We start from the raw sequence: 23,764 nt of genomic DNA, 5'->3' as shown, positions 1-23,764 counted from the left end.
TTTTAATTATTATCTTTCAGACCACTTAGGCATTGGATGAATCAACTTAGCTGAAGCCCATTTTAATGGGGCAACAACTTTGTTTTCACACTTACCAGCATCATCACATATTACTTGGAAAAGTACCATTGGCTTATCAACGTTCTGACCGCCAGGTGCAAATTTAATATTTCCATAGAATGTTTGCATGTCAGTAGCTGCAAGAGCATCTCTTACTTTCTTTTGATCAAAAGAATTAGCTCTTTCAAATGCATCTTTAAATACCAATAACGCAGCTGAAGACTCAGCAGATTGGTATGGTGGATCATATCCAAACTCTTTCTCAAAGTCTGCAGCATAGGTCATTCCATCTTTAAAGAAATCATCTTTATAAGTTAGAGATTTATGCCATTGAGAAGCACATAGTGCATACTGAGAATTAGCACCATGTTGTTTTGATAATTTCGCTGCATCGCAGTGAGTCATAGCCAACATTGGAACATCAACCTTCATTTCAGCAATTTGTCTTACTGCAGTCAATGCGCCTTTAGTGTGACCTGATACAACTAGAACGTCTGGTTTAAGTTGTTTAACTTTAACTAAGGTTGCGGCCATATCATTTAACTCTTTAGGCAGTTTGTCATCAATAATGATTTCAGATCCAGTTCTTTTTGCTGCATCTAAAATACCTAGTCTAACATCTTGTGAAAAAGCATCTTGTTCAAATGCTTGTGCAATTCTAACTGGTTTACCACCATTTAGCTCAACTGCTGTTTCAATTGCCACATCAAGATATAAGTTCGCAGGAGCTAGTACTGCAAATAGATATTTGTAACCTTTAGTAAACAAAGATCTAGAAGCACCATTTGCCTCAACCATTGGAACACCATATTTTTCAGTTACAGGTGCAATCGCTTTTGTCAAACCTGAACTGTATGGGCCAAGCATAAACTCAACACCATCTTGTGAAATTAATCTTTCTGCAAGCTGTGCAGCTCTCTTAGGATTTGATTCATCATCGTAATAGATAATGTCAAACTTATAAGTTTTTCCACCAACTTTAACACCACCCATGCTATTAATTCTGTCAACGGCCATGTTATAACCGTTTTGAGTATGAACACCATTAGATGAGTATTTACCAGTTAAGGAAATTGCGGCACCTAAAATAATTTTGTCACCAACTACCTTTGCAAAAGATGCAACAGAAGTTGAAAATAAAATTACTAATGCAGAAACAAAACTTAAAATTATTTTATTTAACTTCATTTTATTTCCCCTTTAATTAATTAAAACATAATTAAATAAACAAATTGTAAACAATGCAAGTGGCAATATAGACTTACTTTAGCTTTAATATTGTTGTGTAATAACAATAATTCCAGCAATAATAACTAAAACACTCGCTGAAATTGTATTAATTGTTTTAGGATTTGCTGTAATCCATTTAATCAATTTTTGCGCAAGTATTGCGTAACCAATCAAAGATAAAAAATCTAATACAATGTAAGTTGTAATTAAAATTATAAATTGACCTAAAAGATTAGAACTAAAATCAATAAATTGTGGAAATATAAAAGGAAAAAACATCCAAGCTTTAGGACTGGTTCCTGCAACTAAAAATCCATCTCTAAAAAAAGATAAATTACTTTTTGTAATTTCTTCTTTATCTTTTAAGTTTTTTGGGCGAGACTTATAAATATCATAAGCAAGATACAAAATGTAAAGAACTCCAATCCATTTGAAAATATTAAGAATTAATGAATTTTCTGAAAAAAAAGAACCTATTACAAATATTACCAAAGTCGCTTGAATTAAATTTGCAGTAACATCACCAAGTGCAGACCAAACACATTTCCCTACACCATAATTCATTGAATAAGAAATTATAACTATTCTTGGAGTGCCCGGGGTAATGAACAAAAAAATGATGATTTGCAAGTAGAGTATAAATTCTAAAGGAAGCATATTCGTAAAGAAAAGATAGTCCTTAAAAACCGGGAGCTAAAGATGGCTAAGAAGGACTATCTAGATGATAATATCAGAGAGTAAAAAAAATGCATTAAATTTTTTTTTCAAATATAAAGGGTTTATGAAAAAAAAAGGGTACACCCCGGTTACCAAAGTTAAAAATCCTGAGCCCAGCATTGAGGACCCAGACTGGGTAATTTGGGCAGCTTGGGCAGACCGGATTACTTTTGAGGAAATTGAAAAAAAAACAGGTAAGCGAGAATCTGATGTAATTAAAATAATGAGAAGATCTTTAAAACCATCTTCATTTAGATTATGGAGAAAAAGAGTAAATCAAAAAAGTATCAAACATAGAAAAAAATTTGAATATTCTAGAAAACAAATCACTAGTAAAATTAAAAAAGGTGACTATCTATAGATCATGAAAAAAATTACGATGTATACAGGTCCGCTATGTAACTATTGCGAGGCTGCAAAAAGATTATTAACAAGAAACAACGCACCATATAACGAAATTGACATTTCAAAAGTTGAAGGCGCAATGGATGAAATGATTAAGAAAGCTAATGGAAAAAGAACAATTCCACAAATTTTTTTTGATGAGCAGCATATAGGTGGCTATGACGAAGTAAGAGCTCTAGAAAAAGAAAATAAACTTCAAGATTTGTTAAAAAATTAAAATTATTTTTAAACTTTTGGTTTAAAAACTAAACAGACACCATTATTACAATATCTTTTTCCAGTTGGTTCTGGACCATCATCAAATATATGTCCATGATGACCACCACATTTTTTACAATGGTATTCTGTTCTTCCATAACCTAAATGATAATCTGTTTTTGTCTCGAACACATCTGGTAAAGATTCATAAAAAGATGGCCAACCAGATCCACTTTCATATTTAGTATTTGAGTCAAATAACTTCTCACCACAATTTGCACAATGAAAACTTCCTTCTCTTTTTTCATGATTAAGTTCACTTGATCCAGCAAGTTCTGTGCCTTCCTCAAATAAAATTAATTTCTGTTCAGCGGTTAGGTTGGGGTTAATTTTTTTTGTCATATTCAAATATACTTAGCACAAGTTTGATGCAACAAAGAGTGCAATTCTACTAATTTTTCAAAATCTTTATTGTATCCTCCTCCTAAAACTCCACAAAAAGGTATTCTTTTTGAATAAAAATTTTCTATCACAAGCTCATCTCTCAACTTTACACCTTGATCAGAAATTTTTAATTTTCCTAATCGATCATTAAAATGAATGTCTACTCCAGCTATATAAAAAACAAAATCAAAATTTTCTTGATTTAACTCTGATAAATAGTGTTTTAATGTTTTGATGTAAGTGTCATCTTCAGTGTTGTCTTCTAGCTCTACATCTAAATCACTAATAGATTTTTTTGCAGGATAATTAGTTTTTGAATGCATACTAAATGTAAAAACATTTCTATTTTCTTTAAAAATATCTGAATTTCCATTTCCTTGATGAACATCAAGATCTACAATTAAAATTTTATTTGCAAGGCCCCTGTTAAGTAAATAATGAGCTGCAACTGCTACATCATTAAATACACAGTAACCAGCACCACCATTGTAATTAGCGTGGTGGCTCCCTCCAGCCGTATTACAAGAAATTCCATAATTTATAGCAAGTTTTGATGCCAACACAGTCCCTCCTGTTGCAACCAAAGATCTCTTAACAACACTGTCTACTAAAGGAAAACCTATTTTTTTAACAGCATCTTTGTCTAAAGTTTTATTTGTTATGTCTCTTATATATTTTTCAGAATGAGCAAACTTTAATGTTTCAGATGAGCATGGATAGGGTTTATAAAACTTTTTGACTACATTTTTTTTAATTAAATAATTTGCAAGTTCACTAAATTTATTTATTGGAAATTTATGATCATCTCCAATTTTTGCAAAATAATCTTCGTGGTTTACAACTGGTAACTCCATGGTTACTCTAAAACTCTAATTGGCTTTCCATTAACACAAGCCTCTAATCCCTCGATCATTTGATTGTAAAAAATACTGTAATTTTCTGCTGTTACATATCCTATATGCGGAGTTAACAAAGCGTTAGGTAAAAATCTTAATTTATTATTTTCAGGCAAAGGTTCTTTTTCATAAACATCAATTCCAGCTCCTGCAATTACATTCGTAGATAATGCTATAATCAAATCATCTTCATTAACTATTGGACCTCTTGAAGTATTAATTAAAAAAGCTGTCTTCTTCATATTGTCTAACTCTTTTAATGTTATGCAATCTTTGTACCTCTCTCCACCTTGCACATGAATAGATAAAACATCTGAGTTCTTAATTAAATCATCTTTGCTACATGGCAAGACATCTAGCTCTTTGCATTTATCTAAACTTAAATTTTCACTCCAAGCCATAACTTGCATTCCAAAAGCTTTTCCAATTTTTGCAACTTCACTTCCTACTCTTCCTAATCCTATTAATCCTAATATTTTCCCTTTTAGCTCAACACCAATAGTAGTTTGCCAGTATCCTTGATACATATTATCAAACTCTTCTTTAAAATTTCTAGCTAAGCCAAGAATTAATGCCCAAGTTAGTTCTGGTGTTGGATTGATATTAATATCTGTTCCGCAAACTATAATTTTTCTTTTTTTAGCTGCTTCTAGATCTATAGATCTATTTCTTAATCCACTAGTGATAACAAATTTTAAATCACTTAAATTATCAATAAGATTTTTTGTAATTGGAGTTCTTTCCCTCATTATCAAAAGAGCCTCAAAATCAGCTAATTGTTCAATAGCGTCTGCTTCGTCTACAAAAGGTTCACTGAAAATTTTAAATTCATATTTTCCAGATAATTTTTCTAAATCAACAAATTGTTGAGCAACATTTTGGTAATCATCTAATATAGCTACTTTAAGCATTTTTAATTTTTTTGTTTGATAAAAATAGACCTAATATAATTAAAATAGACCCAATTAAATGAAAAAATAAAAATTTTTCATTAAAAAGTATGATTGCAAAAATTGTGCTGAATAAAGGAATTAATGATAAAAAAATTCCTGCCCTATTAGCTCCAATTATCGCAACAGCACCTGCCCAACAATAGTAAGAGCCAATACTTGGAAACAAAGCAATATAAAACAAAATATAAAAAAAATTGCTATTTATCTCTACAACTTTATCTTGAATTATATCTATAAAAAATAAAGGTGAAAGAAATATTAGGCCAAAAGTACATATGATTTGAACAAGGGCAAGTAGAGAAACATCAAAATTTCTTTTTCTTAAATATGCTGAATAAACTCCCCATGCAATTATCGCACCTATCATAAATAAATCTCCTTTATTAAAATTTAAAGAAAGCAAAATATTAAGATCCAATCTTGTGATGATGGCTAAAATACCTAATACAGAAATAAACAGGCCTGATAATTGAAAAATGTTTGTTTTTTCAATTTTTAACAAAAAACAAACTAAAATTATTGTAACTGGTATTGCAGTATTAAAAAGAGATGCGTTGATTACTTGAGTATGATTTAAAGCATTATAAGTAAATGAAGTAAATATACAAACGCTAGTAAAACCAAGGATAAAAAATAAAGATAAATTTTCTTTAATTTTATACTTTAATTTAAATATCTCCTGATAGGTAAAGGGAAATAAAATTATCCATACAAGACACCATCTTAAAAATGAAAGAGTATTTGGTGGTATGTTTTGCAAGTATGCAAACTTCGCAATTGTAAAATTGCCTGCCCAAAATAATGTTGCACAAACCAACATTAAATATGCTTTGGCGTTCTGACCCACTTAGCTAAATCTTAACGAACTATAAGGTTTTAAATCTAAGTTTGTATTTTCGTTCGCTATCATTCCTGAAACAATCTTTCCAGAAATTGGACCTAAAGTCCATCCTAAATGATGATGCCCAAAACAATAATAAACATTTTTATAATTTTTTGATGGTCCCATGACAGGTAAAAAGTCTGGTAAAGTTGGTCTAAATCCTAACCACTCATCCTCATGCTCGGGTAAATCACCAAGCATATATTTTGCATTGTTAATTAAATTTTTAACTCTAGATTTTGACAAAGGATTTTCTAATCCACCAAATTCAACTGTACCAACTACTCTTAATCCTTGTTCCATTGGTGTAATACCAAAACCACGGTTTGAAAATATTACTGGCCTACTTAATAAATGATCACAGTTTTTAAAATGAACATGATATCCTCGTTCAGTATCTAGAGGAATTTGTTCATCTAAATTATCTGTTAATTTTTTTGAAAAAGCACCACAAGCTATCACTGCTTTATCAAAAATGTAACTTTGTGTTTCAGTTTTAAAAATAGGTTTTTCATCATCAAAATTTATATCTTTAATATTTACTTTGTTGAACTTTCCACCTTTTTGTAAAAATAAATCAAATAATTTTAAAAGAATTTTTTTTGGGTTTCGGGCATGTCTTGCATAAGGATAGTAAACTCCAGCATGATAGAAAGGTTTAATATGAGGTTCAAGATCATGAATTTCAGCTTTATTTACTAATTGTTGCTTAACTCCAAGTTCATCTCTAACTCTTATTTCTAATTCCCTACTTTTTAAATCTTGATTGTTCCAGATATAAAGTATTCCTTTGTTTTCTACCAATCCCTCTAGATCTATTTCATCAAATAATTCATCATAAGCTGGTAAAGCTAAATCTAAAATTTGATGCATATTTTTTGCAGTATGCATCATCTTAGTTTTTGTGGTGTTCATTATAAATTTAATGAACCATGGAATCATTTTTGGAACATAATTCCATTTTAAAGCTAGAGGACCAGTTGAACTTAATAACATAGCTGGAACATCCGCTAAGACATCAGTTCTATTTAAAGAAAGGGAAGCATATGGCGAGAAATGTCCTGCATTCCCATATGAAGCTGCTTGGCTTCCTGGATTGTCTCTATCAAATATTGTTACATTAAATCCCTTTTTTTGGAGGAACAATGCATTTGATACACCTTGGATACCTGCACCAACTATACCAACCTTAATGTTCTTATTCATGAGGATGTTATACAATTAAAAAATTAAATTTTCATAGTGACAAATTATGCTTAATTAAATATTTCAAGCAATCATCTGTTTGTGATTTATCTTGGCACTTAGAACAATTCCGAACCCTATCATAGTTGCTAACATAGAAGAACCTCCATAGGACATTATTGGTAATGGAGAGCCAACAATAGGTAATAAACCTAAGACCATTGAAAGATTTACAACTATGTAAATGAATATTGCAAAAGCAAATCCAAAGCAGAACAATCTTGAAAAATTGCTTCTTGAGATAGCACCTATTCTCAAAACTCTAATAATAATAATTGAATACAAAACCAACAATCCTACTGATCCTATAAATCCAAACTCTTCAGAAAATAAAGTAAATATAAAGTCAGTATGTTTCTCGGGTAAAAAATCTAAATAACTTTGAGTGCCTTTTAAAAAACCTTTGCCCTCTAAGCCACCAGAGCCTATTGCTATTTTCGACTGAATTATTTGATAACCAGCGCCTAATGGATCTCTATCGGGGTCTAAAAAAGTCAATATTCTCAATTTTTGATAAGGCTTTAAGAAAGAAATTACAAAAGGTAAGGATATTAAGAAAACAATGAAAGAATATATAAAATATTTTATCTTAACACCTCCCAACCATAAAACAATTAACCCACTTGATGCAATAAGAATTGAAGTGCCTAAATCTGGTTGTGAAAGTACCATAATAATTGGTATTAAAATAATAGTTACAACTGTCATGATACTTGTAAATGAGTTTACACTTTCAATTTTAATTCTGTGATAATATTTTGCTAAACAAAGTATAATTGCTATCTTCATTAACTCTGAAGGCTGTAAATTAAATAAATATAAATCCATCCATCTTCTCGAACCTGAAGATTTTATTCCAAAAAAAGAAACATAAATTAATAAAAGAATTACAGCTATATAAAACAAGTATGATAAGTTGTGCCACCATCTAATATTAAAAAACGCAATTAAAATCATTAACGGGAAAAAAATTACAATTTTACTAAAATGACTTTTAGTATGAAAAAGAATTTCACCACCATCTGTTGAATACATCACAAATAAACTCAATATTGATAGTAAAAATATACTTATCAGCAAAACATAATCTAGCTCTTTAACTTTTTGCCAAAAAGTAAGTTCATTATTTAATCTATCGTGTTGAAACATTAAATTTTTATTTCCTCAAAATTTTTTTGTTTATTTCTTAGCTCGTCTCTATCAATTATCAATTTGAATAATTCTTTTGCTATTGGTGCAGCAGTCCTACTTCCTGAACCACCGTGCTCAACTATAATACTTAATGCATATCTAGGGTTAATATATGGACCATAGGCAACAAATAATGCATGATCTCTATCTTTATAAGGGATTTGTTCAATTTTTAAATCAAGTTCTCTTTCTCTCATACTAATTCTCTTAACCTGTGCAGTTCCAGTTTTGCCTGCAAATTGGTATTTTGGATCATCTATTCTAGATTTATATGAAGTTCCATATAATTCATTGGTAGAACTAAACATGGCCTCTTGAACAATTTTTATATTTCTAGGATCATTAAATAATTTCTTCTCTTCAGAATGCAAAGTTTCTTCTTTTAATTTTCTTTTTGTTTCTTCAAGTGACGTAGGATTATTATCAACAATAATTCTTGGTTTAATAGAGTAGCCTCCATTAGCAATCTGAGCTGTCATAAGGCATAATTGAAGTGGAGTTGTTTGTGTGTAACCTTGACCTATTCCAGTTATTAATGTTTCACCAAGAACCCAACCTTTTCCAAGATTATTTTTTTTCCATTTAGTGTCTGGAAATAAACCTGATTTTTCAAAATCAAAATAATCTCCTAATACTTTTTTACCTAAACCAAATTTTTCAGCCGTAACATTTAGTCGATCTACTCCTAATAATCTTGCAACTTCATAAAAATAGGTATCGCATGATTGTTTCATTGCATTTTTTAAACTCACAAATCCATGACCTTTTTCTTTCCAACAGTGAAAAGTCTGTCCATAAAGTTCTATCTTTCCAGTACATTTAACTTTGAAACTTGGACTAACAATTTTATTTTCCAAAGCTGATAAAGCTACAATTGGTTTAATTGTAGATCCTGGAGAATAAAGTCCTGCAAGTGTCTTATTTACTAGTGGTTTTAATGGATTATTTCTAATTAATGCCCAATCATCATTGCTTATAGCAAATAGGAATTTGTTTGGGTCGTAAGAAGGAGAAGAGTACATTGCGATGATATCACCCGTATAAATATCCATTACACTTATAGATCCAGCACGATCATTTAAAAGTTTTCCACAAGCTTTTTGAACCTCGGTATCAACAGTTAATCTTACTCTTAAACCTTGTTTTCCTTTTTGATACTCAAGTTGATTAATTCTTTTTCCATAAGCATTTACTTCATATCTTTGAATTGCGTTTGTACCAATTAAGTGGTTCTCTAAAGTTTTTTCTAAACCTAATTTTCCAATTTTCATTCCTGGAACAAACCTTTCTCGAACTGTTTCATTGGCAAGAATTTCTTCTTCATTAGGTTGACTGACATATCCTAAAATATGTGTATAAGTTTCACTAAAAGGGTAATTTCTTGAAATAGTCATAACTGGTTTAACACCAACTAAATCATATAAATAATTATTTATTTTTAAAAAATCACTCCAGGATAAATTTTCAGAAACAATAATACTTTCCCAAGGTTTTAATTCATTTTTTAATTTTAAAATTTTTTCTATTTTATTATTACTTAAATTGAGTAGAGTTTTTAAACGCGCTAACAAATAATTAAAGTTTTCAACTTGTTCAGGAATTATATGAAGTTGGTATACTTTTAAATTTCCAGCAATAACATTGCCAAAATAATCTAATATATCACCTCTTACAGGTGGCAATTTCCACTCTCTAATTCTATTTTTATCTGAAAGAGTAAGATATTTTTTATTTTCATTAACTTGCAGAGAAAAAAGTCTAGCTATAATTCCTGTAAAAATTATTATTTTTGCAGCACCAATAATAAACATCCGTCTATTAATTACGTCTGTTTTTCTAATTCCTGAATTTCCTTTAATCATTCTTTTTAAGTGAAATTTTGCTGTTTAAAATGTTAAATAAAATAAAAAATAATGGATAAAATAAAAAAGTAAAACCAGAGTTTATCAAGTAGCTCATATAATCTACCTGATATAAAAATATTAAATCCAAAATTATTACTTGAATTGAATTTATAAGCAAAACAGCAACAATAAATGAAAGCCAATCGTTTATAAATTTAGGGCTTAATGTAATTTGTCTTATATACGACGTAATAGTACATATTAATAAGTAACAAAAACTGCTTATTCCAATTGGAATACTAATTACTACATCATTAACAATTCCTGCTAAAAAAATTGCAAAGTATCCTAAATGGTCTGGATTTCTTAAAGTCCAAAAAAAAATTAAAATGAAAATAAAGTTAAATGAAAAATAATCTAATTTTAAATAATTAAAATCAAATTCATTAAACACTGAAAAAAACAAAAGAATAATTGGCAAATATGAGAGAAGTGATCTAAAAAATGTACTTTTATTTAATGAAGCCATTATTGATTCTCACCTATTTTAAATTCTACAATCTTTACAAAACTTAATTGTCCAAAATCAGAATAAAAATTTAATTGCTCTGAATTGTTTGTTATTTTACCAACTGGAATACCTGGTTTAAAGATTCCACCAAGACCAGAGGTATACACAATAGCCTCATTTTCTATCTGATTTTCTTTGTACTCATCTTTGGTATATTCAATTATTCCATGATCCCTACCAGTTCCAGAAGCCACAGCTTGTAGAAATGGAGGTTGAATTACCACTGGTATTTTACTATTTAAATCTGACAAAAGTAGAGCTCTTGAATTTGAGTAATTTACCTCAATAATCTGACCAACAAGATAGTTTCGATCCATTACTGCCATTCCCATTTTTACATTATCTTTAGTCCCTCTATTCAAGACTATTGATTTTAAATATGGGCTTTCTCTATCAATTAAAACTCTTGCAAATATATCTTCTGAATTTATGCTTTCATCAATCAAATCTCTTAGCCTTTTATTTTCGGAAATTAAAATATTATTTAATACTTTTATCTCATCTGTATTTTCTATTTTAATTAATTGGTTTTGATGATTTTTATAAAAATCAAGGTGTGATTTAAATTCAGATATTACCTCTTTAATTTTATTTTCTGGAATTGATACAATGTAAGAAGATCTATAAATTACTTCGTTGATTCCTAATTTAATGAGTTGAATTGGTCTAAAGTTGAAATTGCTTAAAATTATTATAACAACAGATAAAGCAATTAAACTTATAAGAGAAAACTTTTGTTGATCTTTCTTTTTTAAAAAAACTGATCTTAAGGCAATAATAAAGTCGTCTCTGCCTTTCACCATCTTTTAATATTCAGATAACATAGTAGAAAAAGTTTCTTCTTGATCCAAAGCTTTACCAGTTCCAACTGCAACACAAGACAATGGATCATCAGCAACATGTACTGGTAAACCTGTTTCTTTTGAGAATCTTTTATCAATATTTTTCAATAAGGCTCCACCACCGGTTAAAGTAAGACCCATATCTACCAAGTCAGCAGATAATTCGGGAGGAGTATTTTCCAAAGCATCTTTAATTGAATTAACCATTTCTTTTAAAATATCATTTAATGCTTCAGCTGTATCTTCTTCAGTAATATTTACTTCTTTTGGAGTACCTGATCTTAAATCTCTACCTTTTACTGGATAAGTATTAGTTCCTGTTGGAATAGCTGTACCCATTTCCTTTTTAATTTTTTCAGCAGTAGTATCTCCGATAAGCAAATTGTATTCTTTTCTCATATAATTTACTATTGCTGTGTCCATTGCATCACCTGCAACCCTTAAAGATTTAGAATAAACCAATCCTCCTAGTGACATGACTGCTATCTCACTGGTACCACCACCTATGTCAACAATCATTGAACCTGTAGCTTCAGAAATTGGAAGTCCAGCTCCAATAGCTGCAGCAATTGGTTCTTCAATTAATTGAACTCTTCTTGCACCTGCAGCAAGTGCACTATCTTGAATTGCTTTTCTTTCAACTGGTGTTGAACCAGTTGGTACACAAATTAAAATTCTTGGATTAGCAAAAGTACTACCTTTATGAACTTTTTTTATAAAGTGTTTAATCATCTCTTCTGTAACGATAAAGTCTGCGATAACACCATCTCTTAAAGGTCTGATAGCACTGATATTTCCAGGTGTTCTTCCAAGCATAGTTTTTGCTTCATCGCCAACGGCTAAAACATTTTTTTTTCCACCTTGATCTACAATTGCAACAACAGATGGTTCGTTAAGGACAACACCTTTTCCTTTTAATACCACTAGTGTATTCGCTGTTCCAAGATCAATTGCCATATCTTGGCTCCATACTTTTTTAATGCTATCGAATAATCCCATTATATTCCCCTTACCTTTTGACTTTCTTGCTCCATTGGAGCAGTTTTATCTCGTTTAATTATCATTTTATTTAACGCATTTATGTAAGCATTTGCAGAAGCAACTAAAGTATCAGTATCTGCTGCTTGACCCACAGTTGTTTTTCCATTCTCCTCAATTTTTACACTTACGGTTGCTTGAGCGTCGGTGCCTTCGGTTACAGCATGCACTTGATAAAGCTGTAAATTTACATCATGAGGATAAAGAGTTTTTATACATTTAAATATTGCATCAACTGGTCCATCCCCAGTTTCTGTAGCTTGTTTTACATCTCCGTATACATCTAAAGTCATCTCAGCTTTTTGAGGTTCTCCTGTACCGGCAAATACTTTTAATGATTTTAAGTTAATTGCGCTAACTTTATTATCTACAATCAAACTGTCATCAACTAGTGCAATAATATCTTCGTCATAAACATGTTTTTTCTTATCTGCTAAAACCTTAAACTTTGCAAATGCATTTCCTACTATGTCGTCTGTTAAATCTGGATAACCCAAACTGTTTAATTTATCCTTAAAAGCATGACGTCCAGAATGTTTACCCATTACTAATGAGGTTTGTTTAACTCCAACACTTTCTGGAGTCATAATTTCATAAGTCTGTCTATTTTTTAACATTCCATCCTGATGAATACCTGCCTCATGTGCAAATGCATTTTTTCCAACAATAGCTTTATTATACTGGACTGGAAATCCAGTTGCGTTTGAAACTATCTTTGATGCTTTGCTTAATAAAGTTGTGTTAATTCCAGTTTCATAAGGCATTAAGTCTGGTCTTGTCTTAATTGCCATTACAACTTCTTCTAATGCAGCATTACCTGCTCTCTCACCTAAACCATTTATAGTACATTCAATTTGTCTTGCTCCTGCTTGAACACCAGCTAAAGAATTAGCTACCGCTAAACCTAAATCATTATGACAATGAGTAGATAAAATTGCTTTATCAATGTTAGGAACTTTGTTTAAAAGTGTTTCAATGATTGTTGTGAACTCAGATGGTATTGTATAACCGACAGTATCAGGGATATTAATTGTTGTTGCACCATTTTTTATTGCAAGCTCAACTGTTTTACACATATAATCCATATCAGTTCTTGTCCCATCTTCACATGACCACTCAACATCATCAGTAAATTTTCTTGCATAAGAAACGTGTTTACCAATTGACTCATAAACATCTTCGGGTGACATATTTAATTTATGTTTCATATGTAGAGGACTTGTTGAAATAAAAGTATGTATTCTAAATCTAGGAGCATGTTTTAATGCTTCGTAAGCTCTGTCAATATCTTTTACTGAATGTCTAGATAATCCTGCTGGAATAGAATTTTTTAAAATCTTACTAACCTCAGAAACTGCCTCAAAATCTCCTGGTGATGCTATAGGAAAACCTGCTTCGATAATATCAATTCCCAGTTCATCAAATACTCTAGCAATCTGAATTTTTTCTTCCAAACTCATTGATGCGCCAGGTGATTGCTCGCCATCACGCATAGTTGTATCAAATATAAAGACTTTATCTTTGTCACTCATAATAAAATTTTTAGAAAATCTATAATACAATCTATAAGAGAGATTGCAAAATAATTAGTGTAAATAGCTAAATTTTTTCGTCCATTTTATGTGATACAAAAATTAATTATAAATTGACTCAATTTTTGGCATCAAGTGTAAAAGTTTCTTTGTGTATTCATGTGTAGGATTCAAAAATAAATCCTCAGTATTTGAAATTTCACATAACTTACCATCTTTTAGAACTCCAATTCTATCACACATTTGTCTTACAACCGGTAGGTCATGGCTAATAAATAAAATTGTTAAATTTAATTGCTCTTGAAGATCTTTTAACAAATTTAATATTTGTGCTTGAATACTAACGTCTAGTGCAGATGTGGGTTCATCACAAACTAAGAGCCTTGGTTGTGTTGCTAAAGCTCTTGCAATAGAAATTCTTTGTCTTTGACCACCAGAAAATTCATGTGGATATCTATCTGCTGATTTTTGAGTCATTTCAACTGAATCCAATAAGTCATTTACATAATTATTTAGATCTGAGTTAGAAATAGAAGGATTGTGAAGTGTAATAGGCTCAGCAATTATATCTTTTACTTTCAATCTACCATTTAGTGATGAATAGGGATCTTGAAATATCATTTGTATTTGTTTCCTAAATTTCATTAATTCTGATCTATTTTTTATTTTCGTAATACAAGTTTTATCAAAAAATATATCTCCTGAAGAAGGTTTAAATAAATTCACAATCATTTTTGCAATAGTAGATTTTCCACTTCCACTTTCACCTACTAATCCAAATGATTCACCTTCTTTTATTTCGAATGAAACATTATTTACAGCTAATACAGAATTTTTAGAATTTTCAGTAAAAAAATTATCATCAAAACTTTTATTGAGATTTTTTACTTGTACTAAATCTTGGTTGATAATTTCTTTTTTAATCCATCTATTCAATATTTTAATATTATTTTCTTTATTTTTGTTTTCTTTTTCTACTATTACAAATCTTGAAATTTTCTTATTCGTAGGTGGAACCGAACTTACAAGACTTTTGGTATAACTTTGTTGAGGAGTTGTTAAAATTTTTTTTGTCTCACCAATTTCGACTAAATTTCCACTTTTCATTACAGCTACACGATTAGCTGTTTCTGCTATTACACCCATATCATGTGTTATTAAAATCACAGCCAAGTTTCTTTCTTTTGTAAGTTTTTTTATTAAATCTAAAATCTGTGATTGAATAGAAACATCTAGAGCAGTAGTAGGTTCATCAGCTATTAATAATTCTGGTTCGCAGCATAAGGCTAAAGAAATAACCACTCTTTGTCTCATTCCTCCTGAAAACTGATGAGGATAGTCATTAAATCTTTTTTCAGCATCCTTAATTCCAACTTCTTTTAATAAATTAATAGATTTATTTTTTGCTTCCTCTTTGTTTAAATTTAGATGAGTTTGTATAGTTTCAATTAATTGTTCACCAACTGTTAATATTGGATTTAAAGATGTTTGTGGGTCTTGAAATATTAATCCAATTTTATTACCTCGATATTTAATTATACTCTCTGAGTTTTTATGAATATTTAAATCTCCCAAAATTACTGAGCCACTCGAGACTTTTCCTGGCTCATCAATTAAATTAATTATGGCGTTTCCAACAGTGCTTTTTCCAGAACCAGACTCTCCAACCAATCCTAAAATTTCACCTTTATTTACCTCAATATTAACGTTTTTGGCTGCGTAAACAGTCTCTTTACGCATTTTATAATCAACACTTAAATTATTTATTTTTAAAAAACTCATTTTTTTAATTTTGGATTTAAAGTATCCCTCATCCAGTCTCCTAATAAATTAATTGAAAAAGCTAAAATCACTAAAAAAATTGCAGGGAAAAACGTAATCCACCACTCTCCTGAAAATAAAAAATCATTACCTAATCTTATTAAAGTTCCTAAAGAAGGAGTGGTTGGAGGAACACCAACACCCAAAAAACTTAAAGTTGACTCTGCTAAGATAGCAAGAGCTAAACCAATTGTACCGATTACCAAAACTGGTCTCATAATATTTGGTAAAATATGTTTAAACATAATTACTATATTAGAAACACCAATTATCGTTGAGGCAGAAACATAGTCTTTATTTTTTTCTACTAAAGTTGCTGCCCTAGATACTCTTGCAAACTGTGGCCATTCGGAAATTCCAATAGCAAATATCAAAACATATATCGCCATTTCATCATGCATTTCTCTTGAAATTAATCCTCTTACTATTCCATCAACCAATAGTGCCATCAATATACTTGGTACAGTCAACTGAACATCTGTAAGTCTCATTACTACCATTTCATATTTGCCTCCAAAATATCCAGCTGTTAATCCTAAACCAACACCAAGAACTAGACTAAATATAATTGCAGCAAAACCTACAATAAGAGATATTCTACATCCATATAAAATGGTTGATAACATATCTCTTCCTTGACCATCTGTTCCTAGAATAAATTGTGCTAAACCATCTTCTGTCCAAGATGGTGGTGTAAATGCATCCATCAAAGATAAGGATGATGGATCAAAAGGAGTGTAAGGTGTTAAAAATTCAATAAAAAAAGAACAGAAAAAAATAATAAATAAAATTGCAGAAGATATAATTGCTGTCGGAGATTTTATGAAGCTATGATAGATATCACTATCCTTGATTCTTTCCCATCTTGATAAATTTAAATTATTATCCACTTGCGGCATCTCCTTTAACTCTAATCCTTGGATCAATAAAATAATAAAGAATATCAACTATAAAATTTATCATCACAAAAACAAATGCGATGAAAACTAAATAAGCTGACATAATTGGTATATCTACAAACTGAACAGCTTGAATAAACAAGAAACCCATTCCAGGCCATTGAAAAACAGTTTCAGTAATAATTGAAAACGCGATTAAAGTTCCAATATTAATTCCAGCAATCGTTATTACAGGTATCAAACCATTTTTTAGTGCATGTTTATATTTAATACTATCTTCACTAATTCCACGTGCTCTAGCAAATTTTATATAATCAGTTTGTAAGATTTCCATCATTTCAGCTCTTACTAGCCTGATGATATATGTCATTTGAAAAAGACTTAATGTAACTGATGGAAGAATTATCGCTTTAAGACCTGAAACTGTTAAAAAACCTGTTGTCCAAAATCCTATATCAACAACTTCTCCTCTACCAAAAGAAGGAAGTACTCCTAGAATTACAGCAAATAAGTAAATAAATAATATTCCAATTACAAATGTGGGGAGTGACACTCCAAGCAATGAAATTGCTAAAACAAAGTCACTTAAAAAACCCTTTCTATTTATACCCGTATAAACTCCTAAAAGAGTTCCTGTTACTAATGCTATCAAAGCAGAAATTACAACAAGCTCAATAGTAGCTGGTAATCTCTCAACAATCAGTTCAGACACAGGTCTTCTTAATTGATAAGAAATACCAAACTCTCCTTTAGACGCATTAATTACAAATCTTGAGAATTGAACATGAATTGGATCCATTAAACCCAATGTTTCTCTTAATTCAGCTCTTTCTTCGTCTGAAGTTTCTTCTCCTACCATGTTGTTTATTGGGTCTCCAACAAAATTGAACAAGGAAAAAGAGACAAAGGCAACAACTAGCATTACCAAAGCTGATTGAAATAATCTTTTAAAAAAATACTTTATCAATTTATGAGGATTTTAAATTTATAAGCCCCTTATAAATTTAAGGGGCTTATAATAATTTTAATTTAATTTACGCTAGCAGCTCTAAATAACGGTTCGTTATTAGGTCTGATAGGAACGTTCACGTTACTTTTAGATGCCCAAGAAATAACTTGGTGGTGCAAAGGAAGATAAGCAATATCATCTTTTACAATTTTCCAAGCATTTGCAATTGCAGCGTTTCTTTTATCTAAATCAACTTCACCTTCCATAACTCTAATTGCAGCATCTACATCAGGGTTACTGAAGTTAACTTTGTTCCAACTAGCACCTGTTTCATATAAATAATGAAATACGTAATGACTGTCTAAAGTTGGTACACCCCATCCAAGCATATAAAAATCACCTTGGTCATCTTTTAGCTCTTTGAAGTGTTTACTTTTTGTTTGAGCAAACAAGTTAACATTAACTCCAATTTTACCTAACATTCCAACAACAGCTGTACAAATTGCTTCATCGTTTACATATCTATCGTTTGGACATCTTAGTTCTACATCGAACCCGTTAGGATAACCTGCGCTAGCTAAAAGTTTTTTTGCTGCATCAACATCATAAGGTAATCTTTTATCAAGTTCTGCTGTGTAACCATTTACTCCTGGGAATGTAATTATTCCAGCTGGTTCACTTAGACCTCTCATTACTTTTTTCTTGATAGCCTCAATGTCAATTGCTTGATAAAGTGCTTGTCTAACTTCTTTTTTCTTGAAAGGATTATCACCAGTGTTTCCAGTTCTTAATTTATCTGCTGCTTGATCCATTCCTAAAAAGATTGTTCTCATCTGCGGTGTACTTACAACCTGGTGTTCTGAAGAAGAACCAATTCTTTTTAAATCTTGAACAGGTGCATCAGTCACTAAATCAATCTCACCGGATAGTAAGGCAGCTACTCTTGTTGCAGCATTTTTAATTGGAAGTAACTCAATTTGCTTTATGCCATCATCTTCCATATCACCCCACCAATGCTTATTTCTTTTAAACACTGTTTTTGTGTTCGGTTCTCTCAAAGTAATTTTAAATGGACCAGTTCCCAAAGCATTAGTTGCTGAAAAGGTTTCTTGTCCTGCATCCCAATTCTGAGGAGACATTGCAAAGTTTTTCTCAGACCAAGCTCTAGACATTATAAAAATGTTTGACAGTTGATTTAAAAGTATAGGATTAGGTTTGCTTGTTGTAATTTTAACAGCATATTCCCCAACCGCTTTAACATCAGATATTGTGCTTATATATTCTTTGAAATCAGATGTTCTTTGTTTAGCTCTTAATATACTAAATACAACATCAGCTGATGTCATTTTAGAACCATCAGAAAATTTTACATCTTCTCTTAAATTAAAGATCCAAGTATTAGGATCTGTAGCTGTCCATTTTCTTGCTAACGCTGGTTCAATTTTCATATCTACTGCTCTTTGAACAAGAGCTTCATAAACTTGTCTAGATACTTGAGTAGTTGGACCTTCGTTTTGTGCGTGTGGATCTAGTGTAAGACTGTCTCCTTGCATTGACCATTTGATAGTTTTTGCCCATGCTGAGGAAAATCCAAATACTAGAACTAATGATAGTAATATTCTTACTAAATTTTTAGCCTTCATAATTAACCTCTTTTTTAAATTTATAAAAAAATTATAAGTGAAAAAAAAAGATTATTACAGATATAAAATTCTATTAATAATTAACTTTTATCGCTATCAACTAATTTTTTCTTACTTATCCAAGGCATCATGGCTCTTAGCTCTGCCCCAACTTTTTCTACAGAATGTTCAGCCAATTTCGCTCTAGTTGCTAAAAAGTTTTTTTGACCAGTTTTGCACTCATCCATCCACTCTTTGGTAAATTTACCTGATTGAATATCTGCCAAAACTTCTTTCATTCTTTTCTTTGTCTCTTCCTTGTTGATGATTCTTGGACCAGATTGATACTCACCATATTCTGCAGTATTTGAAATTGAATAATTCATATTTGCAATTCCACCTTCATAGATCAAATCAACAATTAATTTAACTTCATGAACTGTTTCGAAATATGCCATCTCTGGTTCATACCCAGCTTCAACTAAAGTTTCATATCCATTTTTAATTAGTTCAACTAAACCACCACATAAAACAGTTTGTTCACCAAATAAGTCTGTTTCAACTTCGTCTTTGAAAGTAGTTTCAATAATACCTGATCTTCCTCCACCTACTGCTGAAGCATAGGAAAGAGCTAAATCTCTTGCTTTACCAGATCCATCTTGATGAACAGCAAACAAACATGGAACTCCACCACCTTTTTCATATTCGCTTCTTACTAAATGACCAGGTCCTTTTGGAGCAACCATAAATACATCTAAATCTTTTCTTGCTTTAATTAAGTCATAGTGAACATTTAAACCATGAGCAAAAGCAATACTTGTTCCTTCTCTCACTCTTTGTTCAATATGATTTTTATAAATTTCAGCTTGTAATTCATCTGGAGTTAATATCATAACAACATCTGCCCAAGCAGCTGCATCAGATAAATTCATCACTTTTAAACCTTTTGATTCAGCTTTAGCAACACTTGATGATCCTTCTCTTAATGCAACAACAATCTCTTTAACTCCACTATCCTTTAGATTAAGTGCATGAGCGTGACCTTGGCTTCCATAACCAAAAATAGCTATTTTTTTATTTTTAATTAAATCTACATCTGCATCTTTTTCATAAAACATTTTCATAATTTATCTCCTATTAATTAGTTAAAAATTTTTGCACCTCTTGTCATTGCAACAGCCCCTGTTCTTGAAGTGCTTATAAGTCCAAAGGGTTTTAATTTTTTGTTCATTTTATCAATCTCTCGTCTAAGTGCTGTTATTTGAATAACTGCAGATGACTTTGTTTTATCCAATACTACTGGGTTAAATTTTTTACAAGCATTTAAACATTTTTCAATTTTATTTTTTTTACCTACAATTTTAAATAAAGCCATCTCTTTAAAAATCACGTCTTTATCGTCTCTTTTAAATTCAGCAACTTTGTGTACAGGAACTAATTTGGTTAATTGCAGTCTAATCTGGTCAATTACTTGTGGTGTTCCGGTTGTTACAATTGTTATTCTAGATATGTTTTTGATAGCATCAATTTCTGCTACTGCCAAAGACTCAATATTATAACCTCTGCCAGAAAACAGGCCAACCACTCTTGCAAGAACACCCGCTTCATTATCTACCCAAACTACAAAAATATAAGTATCTGATTTTTGTTTTATAGTTGGAGAGCTATAAGCTGACTTTGATTTTGGCATTTTGATTAAACTAAGGCTTTGCCTTTTCCTTTTATTTTATTCTCTTCTTGATCGTTTGGTCCTAAGATCATTTGATTATGAGGTTTACCTGAAGGTATCATTGGGAAACAGTTTTCGTTTGGATCCACATGACAATCAAAAATAACAGGACCATTATGGTCAACCATTTCTTGAATTTTTTCATCTAGCTCTAATGGATTATCAGCCTTAATTCCTTTACAGCCATAAGCATCAGCCATTTTCATAAAATCTGGTAATGCTTCTGAATAACTTTCAGAATAATTCTTTTCATGAAGCAGCTCTTGCCACTGTCTTACCATTCCCATGTACTGGTTGTTCAAAATAAATATTTTTATTGGTAAATTATATTGAACAGCCGTGGACATCTCTTGCATTGTCATTAAAACTGATGCTTCTCCTGCAATATCAATAACTAATTTTTCTGGATGAGCTACTTGAACTCCAACAGCTGCTGGTAATCCATAACCCATAGTTCCTAATCCACCTGAAGTCATCCATCTATTGGGTTTGTTAAATTTATAATGTTGAGCAGCCCACATTTGATGCTGACCTACTTCTGTTGTTACATAAGTATCTTTATTTTTTGTTAACTCATAAAGTCTTTGAACAGCATGCTGAGGTTTTATACTATCTTCACTGTTAATGAAATTTAAAGAGTCTTTACTTCTCCATTTTTGAATTTGTTCCCACCATTTTGCAATATTTGGTTTATTTGATTTACCATTACCATTTTTCTTTTTAACAATTGTTTTGTTTACTTTATCAATTACTTTCGTTACATCACCTACGATTGCAAGATCTACTTTAATAATTTTATTAATTGATGATGGATCAATATCAATATGAACTTTTTTTGAATTAGGAGAGAACTCATCAATTTTTCCAGTAATACGGTCATCAAATCTTGCACCAATGTTTATTAATAAATCACAGTCATGCATTGCATTGTTTGCTTCATACGTTCCGTGCATTCCTAGCATTCCTAAAAACTGATTATCGTCTCCAGGATAAGCACCTAGACCTTGCAAAGTTGAAGTAATTGGAAATCCTGTTAGCTCAACAAATTTTCTAAGAGCTTCACTTGCTTTTGGTCCTGAATTAATCACGCCTCCGCCACTATAAATTATTGGCTTCTTTGCTTTACTAATTAAATTAATTAATTGGTCAATTTCATCAGTTGAAAACTTATTGTAAGATTTGCCATTTAAACTTTTTTCTTTTTTTGGTTTTTTATATTTTGCTTTTGCAAATTGAATATCTTTTGGAATATCAATTAATACAGGACCTGGTCTTCCAGTTGTTGCAACTTTAAATGCTTCATGCATAACATCTGAAAGGTCGTTGATATCTTTTACTAACCAGTTATGCTTTGTGCATGGTCTTGTAATTCCTGTTGTGTCACATTCTTGAAATGCATCCGTACCAATAAGGTGTGTTGGAACTTGACCCGAAATACAAACCATTGGAACTGAGTCCATGTATGCATCTGTTAAAGCTGTAACGACGTTAGTGGCACCAGGGCCTGAAGTAACTAAAACAACACCAGGTTTTCCAGATGATCTTGCATAACCTTCAGCTGCATGACCTGCACCTTGCTCGTGTCTTACAAGAATATGTTTAATAGATGGATGATTTTTTAACTCATCATATATTGGCAGTACAGCACCGCCAGGATAACCAAAGATATGATTTACCTTTTGGTCTTCAAGACACTTAAATACGATTTCAGCACCAGTTAATAATTTTGGCATTTCGCAATCTAGCTGAAGTTGTGCTGATTGGTCAAGGTTAAGTATGGAAAAATTAAATTTTTTTTAAAAAATTATTAATCTCAGATGGCTTAAGTTTAACCCAATCACTCATGTTTCCTCGAGCCCATGTGCTTTGTCTTTTAGCATATTGTCTAGTTTTTATTGATATTTTTTCTTTGATTTCATCAATTTTTTTTTCTTTTGCTAAATATTCCTGAATTTCATTTATTCCAATTGCTTTACATGCAGTCATTTGTTCATTAATTTTTAGTTTTAAAAATCTTTTAACCTCATTCACGGCACCCATTTTAATCATTTTTCCAGTTCTTTGATGAATTCTTTCAACCAATTCATCACGTGGATAATCAATATAAATTTTTATAAAATCTTCTTCTAAATAGTTTGATTTAGTATTTTTAAACCATTCATGAAGAGATTTCTTTGTAAACTTTTTAACTTCAAAAGCTCTTATTGATCTTTGGGTATCCGTTGGATTAATTTTATTTTTTGAAAGAGGATCTAGTTTTAATAATTGATTGTAAAATTTATTTTGGCCAATTTTTTTATTTAGATTTCTAATTTTATTTCTAAACCTTACTGGAATGTTCGGAATTTGAACCAAACCATCAGTTAATGCTTTGAAGTAAAGCCCAGTTCCTCCTACAAGAATTGGAACTTTTTTTATATTTTTAACTTCAATTATTTTTTTACTTGCAATTTTAAGCCAATCACCAGTTGAAAAACTTTTCTTTGCATCTTGGAAACCATATAAATGATGTTTTATTGACTGATAATTTTTTGGGCTAGGTCTTGCTGACAAAATTTTAAGTTGCTTATAAACTTGCATACTATCTGCATTAATAATTTCTCCATTAATTTTTTTTGCAAGTTTAATTGCAAAACTTGATTTTCCAGATGCTGTAGGTCCTGAAATTAAAATTATCTTGGATTTCAAATCCATT

The 23,764-nt window shown here is 30.8% G+C and carries 23 protein-coding genes; 2 read left to right on the top strand and 21 right to left on the bottom strand.

Features of this window, described 5'->3' with window-relative positions:
* Positions 1-9 precede the first annotated feature (9 nt).
* Together ACTTAX_RS06870 and ACTTAX_RS06865 are read right to left on the bottom strand one after the other, a co-directional pair.
* A complete protein-coding gene (locus tag ACTTAX_RS06870; RefSeq protein ID WP_440693892.1) occupies positions 10-1,248 on the bottom strand; it encodes an amino acid ABC transporter substrate-binding protein in 1,239 nt (412 codons plus the stop codon).
* A gap of 84 nt (positions 1,249-1,332) precedes the next feature.
* Positions 1,333-1,947 carry a LysE family translocator gene (locus ACTTAX_RS06865; protein ID WP_440693890.1) on the bottom strand — a complete coding sequence of 205 codons (615 nt, stop codon included), beginning with the start codon at positions 1,945-1,947 and terminating at the stop codon, positions 1,333-1,335.
* Between the two features lie 124 nt (positions 1,948-2,071).
* On the opposite strand from ACTTAX_RS06865, the gene ACTTAX_RS06860 reads away from it, so the two are divergent.
* The gene (locus ACTTAX_RS06860) at positions 2,072-2,368 is read left to right on the top strand and encodes a TIGR03643 family protein (RefSeq protein ID WP_440693888.1); all 297 of its coding nucleotides are present in this window, start codon (positions 2,072-2,074) and stop codon (positions 2,366-2,368) included.
* A gap of 3 nt (positions 2,369-2,371) precedes the next feature.
* Positions 2,372-2,629, top strand: a complete 258-nt coding sequence (gene grxC, locus ACTTAX_RS06855; RefSeq protein ID WP_075506250.1) for a glutaredoxin 3 — start codon at positions 2,372-2,374, stop codon at positions 2,627-2,629.
* An 8-nt stretch (positions 2,630-2,637) separates the two neighbouring features.
* Here grxC and msrB read toward each other — a convergent pair whose 3' ends face one another.
* From msrB to miaA, 19 genes are all read right to left on the bottom strand, one after another.
* Positions 2,638-3,012, bottom strand: a complete 375-nt coding sequence (gene msrB / locus ACTTAX_RS06850) for a peptide-methionine (R)-S-oxide reductase MsrB (protein WP_440651785.1) — start codon at positions 3,010-3,012, stop codon at positions 2,638-2,640.
* Between the two features lie 2 nt (positions 3,013-3,014).
* Positions 3,015-3,908, bottom strand: coding sequence for a histone deacetylase family protein (locus tag ACTTAX_RS06845; RefSeq protein ID WP_440693886.1), 894 nt, complete (start codon positions 3,906-3,908; stop codon positions 3,015-3,017).
* Positions 3,909-3,910: 2 nt separating this feature from the next.
* Complete coding sequence (locus tag ACTTAX_RS06840; RefSeq protein ID WP_440618103.1) at positions 3,911-4,861, bottom strand: D-2-hydroxyacid dehydrogenase family protein; 951 nt, start codon at positions 4,859-4,861, stop codon at positions 3,911-3,913.
* The gene (locus ACTTAX_RS06835; protein WP_440693884.1) at positions 4,854-5,750 is read right to left on the bottom strand and encodes a DMT family transporter; all 897 of its coding nucleotides are present in this window, start codon (positions 5,748-5,750) and stop codon (positions 4,854-4,856) included. Before ACTTAX_RS06835 ends, ACTTAX_RS06840 begins: the two co-directional genes overlap by 8 nt.
* A complete protein-coding gene (locus ACTTAX_RS06830) occupies positions 5,751-6,992 on the bottom strand; it encodes an NAD(P)/FAD-dependent oxidoreductase (RefSeq protein ID WP_440693882.1) in 1,242 nt (413 codons plus the stop codon).
* 63 nt (positions 6,993-7,055) lie between these two features.
* Positions 7,056-8,180, bottom strand: coding sequence for a rod shape-determining protein RodA (rodA, locus tag ACTTAX_RS06825; protein WP_440693880.1), 1,125 nt, complete (start codon positions 8,178-8,180; stop codon positions 7,056-7,058).
* Positions 8,180-10,084, bottom strand: coding sequence for a penicillin-binding protein 2 (mrdA, locus tag ACTTAX_RS06820; protein WP_440693878.1), 1,905 nt, complete (start codon positions 10,082-10,084; stop codon positions 8,180-8,182). Before mrdA ends, rodA begins: the two co-directional genes overlap by 1 nt.
* On the bottom strand, positions 10,077-10,595 hold the full coding sequence (mreD, locus tag ACTTAX_RS06815; protein ID WP_440693876.1) for a rod shape-determining protein MreD: 519 nt from the start codon (positions 10,593-10,595) through the stop codon (positions 10,077-10,079). The genes mrdA and mreD overlap by 8 nt, the downstream gene beginning before the upstream one ends.
* Positions 10,595-11,440, bottom strand: coding sequence for a rod shape-determining protein MreC (mreC, locus tag ACTTAX_RS06810; protein ID WP_440693874.1), 846 nt, complete (start codon positions 11,438-11,440; stop codon positions 10,595-10,597). The genes mreD and mreC overlap by 1 nt, the downstream gene beginning before the upstream one ends.
* A 3-nt stretch (positions 11,441-11,443) precedes the next feature.
* The gene (locus ACTTAX_RS06805; protein WP_440693872.1) at positions 11,444-12,478 is read right to left on the bottom strand and encodes a rod shape-determining protein; all 1,035 of its coding nucleotides are present in this window, start codon (positions 12,476-12,478) and stop codon (positions 11,444-11,446) included.
* The gene (locus ACTTAX_RS06800) at positions 12,478-14,049 is read right to left on the bottom strand and encodes a 2-isopropylmalate synthase (protein ID WP_440693870.1); all 1,572 of its coding nucleotides are present in this window, start codon (positions 14,047-14,049) and stop codon (positions 12,478-12,480) included. The genes ACTTAX_RS06805 and ACTTAX_RS06800 overlap by 1 nt, the downstream gene beginning before the upstream one ends.
* Positions 14,050-14,151: 102 nt before the next feature.
* The gene (locus ACTTAX_RS06795) at positions 14,152-15,831 is read right to left on the bottom strand and encodes a dipeptide ABC transporter ATP-binding protein (protein ID WP_440693868.1); all 1,680 of its coding nucleotides are present in this window, start codon (positions 15,829-15,831) and stop codon (positions 14,152-14,154) included.
* Positions 15,828-16,769 carry an ABC transporter permease gene (locus ACTTAX_RS06790; RefSeq protein WP_440693867.1) on the bottom strand — a complete coding sequence of 314 codons (942 nt, stop codon included), beginning with the start codon at positions 16,767-16,769 and terminating at the stop codon, positions 15,828-15,830. Before ACTTAX_RS06790 ends, ACTTAX_RS06795 begins: the two co-directional genes overlap by 4 nt.
* The gene (locus ACTTAX_RS06785) at positions 16,753-17,736 is read right to left on the bottom strand and encodes an ABC transporter permease (RefSeq protein ID WP_440652176.1); all 984 of its coding nucleotides are present in this window, start codon (positions 17,734-17,736) and stop codon (positions 16,753-16,755) included. Before ACTTAX_RS06785 ends, ACTTAX_RS06790 begins: the two co-directional genes overlap by 17 nt.
* Positions 17,737-17,798: 62 nt before the next feature.
* Positions 17,799-19,361, bottom strand: a complete 1,563-nt coding sequence (locus ACTTAX_RS06780; protein ID WP_440693865.1) for an ABC transporter substrate-binding protein — start codon at positions 19,359-19,361, stop codon at positions 17,799-17,801.
* Positions 19,362-19,441: 80 nt separating this feature from the next.
* Complete coding sequence (ilvC, locus tag ACTTAX_RS06775; RefSeq protein ID WP_075506263.1) at positions 19,442-20,464, bottom strand: ketol-acid reductoisomerase; 1,023 nt, start codon at positions 20,462-20,464, stop codon at positions 19,442-19,444.
* A gap of 17 nt (positions 20,465-20,481) precedes the next feature.
* On the bottom strand, positions 20,482-21,030 hold the full coding sequence (gene ilvN, locus ACTTAX_RS06770; protein WP_440693863.1) for an acetolactate synthase small subunit: 549 nt from the start codon (positions 21,028-21,030) through the stop codon (positions 20,482-20,484).
* A 5-nt stretch (positions 21,031-21,035) separates the two neighbouring features.
* Entirely contained in the window at positions 21,036-22,802 is a 1,767-nt protein-coding gene (locus ACTTAX_RS06765) for an acetolactate synthase 3 large subunit (protein ID WP_440693861.1), read from the bottom strand.
* A gap of 52 nt (positions 22,803-22,854) precedes the next feature.
* A complete protein-coding gene (miaA, locus tag ACTTAX_RS06760; RefSeq protein WP_440693859.1) occupies positions 22,855-23,763 on the bottom strand; it encodes a tRNA (adenosine(37)-N6)-dimethylallyltransferase MiaA in 909 nt (302 codons plus the stop codon).
* Between the last annotated feature and the right edge of the window lies 1 nt (position 23,764).

It is taken from the genome of Candidatus Pelagibacter sp. HIMB1695, assembly GCF_052047655.1.
GTDB lineage: Bacteria > Pseudomonadota > Alphaproteobacteria > Pelagibacterales > Pelagibacteraceae > Pelagibacter.
The sequence above is the reverse complement of the archived record's forward strand: the minus strand, read 5'-3'. Positions and strand labels throughout refer to the sequence as shown.